The following is a 3,492-nucleotide window of genomic DNA, read 5'->3' as shown; positions in this document are numbered from 1 at the left end:
GGTTCGCGTTCCTCAGGCCGCGGGCGCGTACTTGTAGCCGACCCGGCGGACGGTGACGATGCTGTCCCGGTACGCCGCACCGAGCTTGCGGCGCAGCCGCGCCACGTGCACGTCGACCGTCCGGCCGTCGCCGACGTGGCCGTATCCCCAGACCGCGGAGACCAGGTGGTCGCGGGTGTGCACCCGGTGCGGGTGCGCGGTCAGGTGGGCCAGCAGTTCGAACTCGAGGTAGGTCAGGTCGAGCAGGCGGCCGTCGACGTGGGCGCTGCGGCGGTCCGTGTCGACGCTGATCCCGTGGGCGGCCGGCCGGGCCGGCGGCTGCGGGGCATCGCCGGGGACGGCCGCGACCGGGCCGGCCGGGCGGGCCCGGTCGGCGGGGACCAGCAGCAGGTAGCCGACCAGCGGGTGGGCGGCGTCCCCGGTCTGCAGGCCGTACCGGTCGAGCAGGCCCGGGGGGAGCGCCGACGGCGGCAGGGCGACGACGGTGGCGCCCTCCGGGAGGCCGGCGGGCAGCACGGGCTCGGCGCCCGGCGGGAGCGGGGACAGCACGGCCGGGCGCCCCGGCGCCGGGGCGTGCCGCCGGTCGGCGGGGACGGCGGCGGGGAGGGAGCGGACGGCCCGCAGGTGCGGGGTGGCGGCGTGGACGGTACGGGTGGCCGTGGAGATGGAGGACATGGTGGGCTCTCTTCGCGCGGAACGGATTCGGGTGGTCGTCGTCTGCGCGTCAGACCGTGCGGCGATGCGTTCCTGACGGTGGGTCAGGTAGCTGCGGGACGGGACGCGCCGGCTGCGCGCCGACACGTCTGGTCGAAGTGGTGCGGCTGCCTGGACGGCCAGAACGGCTCCAGGTCCGCGACGGGGGCGGGGCGGTGCGGGTCCACGAGGGGTCTCCGGTGTGCGCATGGGCAGGCGGCGCAGGACCGCACGGACGGGCGGACCTGACGGGGGGTCGGACGGGGGCCGCGGGCGGGCGGCAGTCCGGCCGGACGGCCGGGGCGGCGGTCGGTCAGCGACAGCAGGCGCTGCAGACCAGGGCCTGGTCGATGTGGCGGCGCACGGTGAGCGCGGGCACGGCGGGGACGGACACCGAGGTGCGGCAGAGCCGGTGTACGGTCACGACGACTGCCCCCTCCCCCCTCTGTGCACGGCGCCATGATGGCGCAACGCGGCGTCATGAAGAGCTTTCCACGGCAGGTCGGGCGCAGGCAAGCCCGGGGCGGCAAGCGTCCCGCCATCCGAGCCGCGAGTGTCCCACGATGCGGACACGCCGGTCGGGGGGCCGGACCGGGCGTCAGGCCTCCGGGGGGCCGAAGGAGGCCGCGGCGTGCTCGACGAGGCGGATCAGCAGCTCCTTGCCGTCCTCGCGGCGGCGGGCGTCGCAGAGCAGGACGGGCACGCCGGGGTCGAGGTCGAGCGCCGCGCGGACGTCCTCCGGGGCGTAGGTCTCGGTGCCCTCGAAGCAGTTGACGGCGACCAGGAACGGGATGCCGCGCCGCTCGAAGAAGTCGACCGAGGGGAAGCAGTCGGCCAGCCGGCGGGTGTCGGCCAGCACCACCGCGCCGAGCGCGCCCTGCGCGAGCTCGTCCCAGACGAACCAGAAGCGGTCCTGGCCGGGGGTGCCGAAGAGGTAGAGGGACAGGCCCGGGCGCAGGTCGATGCGGCCGAAGTCCATCGCCACCGTGGTGGTGTGCTTGGCCTCCACCCCGGCGGTGTCGTCCACCGGGCGGCCGAGCTCGCTCAGCGCCTCCTCGGTGCGCAGCGGGCGGATCTCGCTGACCGCGCCGACCAGCGTGGTCTTGCCCACGCCGAACCCGCCGGCGACCAGGATCTTGAGCGCCACCGCCGACCAGGGCGCGGAGCGCGCACCCGCCGGGGCGTCAGAGTGCACGGAGGCCATTGATCACGTCTCGCAGAAGTTGCTCGTCGGGGCGCTGGGCGAGCCGGACGGGTCGGGTGACGCCGATCAGCCCGGCGTCGTCGAGGTCGCCGAGCAGCACCCGCACCACGCTGATCGGCAGGTCGGCGTACGAGCCCAGCTCGGCGACGCTGAGCGGCTCGTCGCGGCAGAGCGCCAGCAGGGCGTGGTGCTCGGCGCCGAGCGACAGGGCGGGGGCGTCCTCGGCGGCCGCGGGCGGATCCACCGCCCGGACCAGCGAGATCAGGTCGAAGAGGCCGTCGTCGACCGGCCGGGCGCGCCCCCGGGTCATCGAGAAGAGCCGGACCACCGGTCCGGCCTCGTCGTCGAACCAGCGGTCGTCGGCCGCCTGGCGCGGCGCGAACAGGTCGACCTCCGGCCCGTCGTCCTCGACCGGCGCGTCCGGCCCGTCGCTCATCGGCACGGTCATCTCCCGGGCGGGGCGGGCTCGGTGCGCGGCTCGGCGGCGAGGTGCTCGCCGACCCGCTTGACCAGCAGGGCCATCTCGTAGGCGATCTGGCCGACGTCCGACTCGGCGTCGCTGAGCACGGCCAGGCAGCTGCCGTCGCCGGCCGCGGTGATGAAGAGGAAGGCCTCGTCGAGCTCGACCATGGTCTGCCGCACGCCGCCGACCCGGAAGTGCCGGCCGGTGCCCTTGGCGAGGCTGTGGAAGCCGGACGCGACGGCGGCGAGGTGCTCGGCGTCTTCCCGGGCCAGGCCGTTGGAGACACCGGTGGCAAGGCCGTCACCGGACAGGATCACCGCATGCCTCAGGGTGGCCACGCGGCCCACCAGGTCGTCCAGGAGCCAGTTCAGGTCTCCGGACGGCTGCGTCGTTGCGGTCATTGTTCGGTTCCTTCCGCTGGGGCGGGTTGTGCGGGTGGAGCGGGACGGTCGGCAGGTGTCCGCGGCGCGGACGGCTGCTTTTCTGCGGGTGGCACCTGCGGTGCCGAGGTGCCGGAGCGTACGGGATACAGCTGGGCGGGGCGCGGGCGGCCCGCCGGACGCGCCGGGGGGACGGGTGCGGAGGGCAGCGCGATCCGGGGGCGCACGGGCCCGGCGTACGGCAGCGGCCCGCGCCGGTCCTCGGGTGCCCGGCCGCCCTGCGACTCGGGCAGGTCCGGGACGACGGTGAGCGAGGCCGGCTGCAGCCGGTCGCCGCGACCGCGCTGGAAGCCGCGCTGGAACGAGGCGAAGGCCGCCCTCGCCTCCTCCGGCGAGCGCTCCCGGACGGGCTCGGCCGCCTCCTCCGCGGTGTCCTTGAGCTGCGGCGCCAGGCTGGCCTGGCGGACCCGGCGCGGCAGCAGCCCGCCGGCGGCCGGGGCGCCCGCGGCGGGGTCCGGCCCGGCGGCGACCACGGGCGCGGCCTGGGGCGGCACCGCGGCGGGACTCTGCTCGGCCGGGCTCTGCTCGGCCGGCGCCTGCTCGGCCGGGCTCTCCGCCCGGCGGTGGCGGCCGGTCCCGGCAGCCTCCGGGTCGGCCGCGGCGCCGGGGCGGCGGCGGGGGGGGGCCCCGGCGCCCCGCGCCAGGGCGGCGACGGCGGAGACGGCGGTACGGCGTCTGACGGTGCTCATGGG

The 3,492-nt window shown here is 76.9% G+C and carries 4 protein-coding genes and 1 pseudogene; all 5 read right to left on the bottom strand.

Going from position 1 to position 3,492, the window contains the following annotated elements; genetic code table 11:
* Positions 1-12 precede the first annotated feature (12 nt).
* Positions 13-675 carry a winged helix-turn-helix domain-containing protein gene (locus ACFV0G_RS37315; protein WP_380557638.1) on the bottom strand — a complete coding sequence of 221 codons (663 nt, stop codon included), beginning with the start codon at positions 673-675 and terminating at the stop codon, positions 13-15.
* A 616-nt stretch (positions 676-1,291) separates the two neighbouring features.
* Positions 1,292-1,897 carry an ATP/GTP-binding protein gene (locus tag ACFV0G_RS37310; protein ID WP_380557635.1) on the bottom strand — a complete coding sequence of 202 codons (606 nt, stop codon included), beginning with the start codon at positions 1,895-1,897 and terminating at the stop codon, positions 1,292-1,294.
* On the bottom strand, positions 1,878-2,333 hold the full coding sequence (locus ACFV0G_RS37305) for a DUF742 domain-containing protein (RefSeq protein WP_380557632.1): 456 nt from the start codon (positions 2,331-2,333) through the stop codon (positions 1,878-1,880). The genes ACFV0G_RS37310 and ACFV0G_RS37305 overlap by 20 nt, the downstream gene beginning before the upstream one ends.
* A gap of 8 nt (positions 2,334-2,341) precedes the next feature.
* Entirely contained in the window at positions 2,342-2,761 is a 420-nt protein-coding gene (locus ACFV0G_RS37300) for a roadblock/LC7 domain-containing protein (protein ID WP_380557629.1), read from the bottom strand.
* Positions 2,758-3,492, bottom strand: a pseudogene (locus ACFV0G_RS37295) (hypothetical protein); the annotation flags it as partial. The pseudogene ACFV0G_RS37295 and the gene ACFV0G_RS37300, both read right to left, overlap by 4 nt.

The sequence above is a fragment of the Kitasatospora sp. NPDC059571 genome (genome assembly GCF_042735675.1).
GTDB lineage: Bacteria > Actinomycetota > Actinomycetes > Streptomycetales > Streptomycetaceae > Kitasatospora.
Note: the sequence above shows the minus strand (reverse complement) of the source record. Positions and strands in the feature narration are given on the sequence as shown.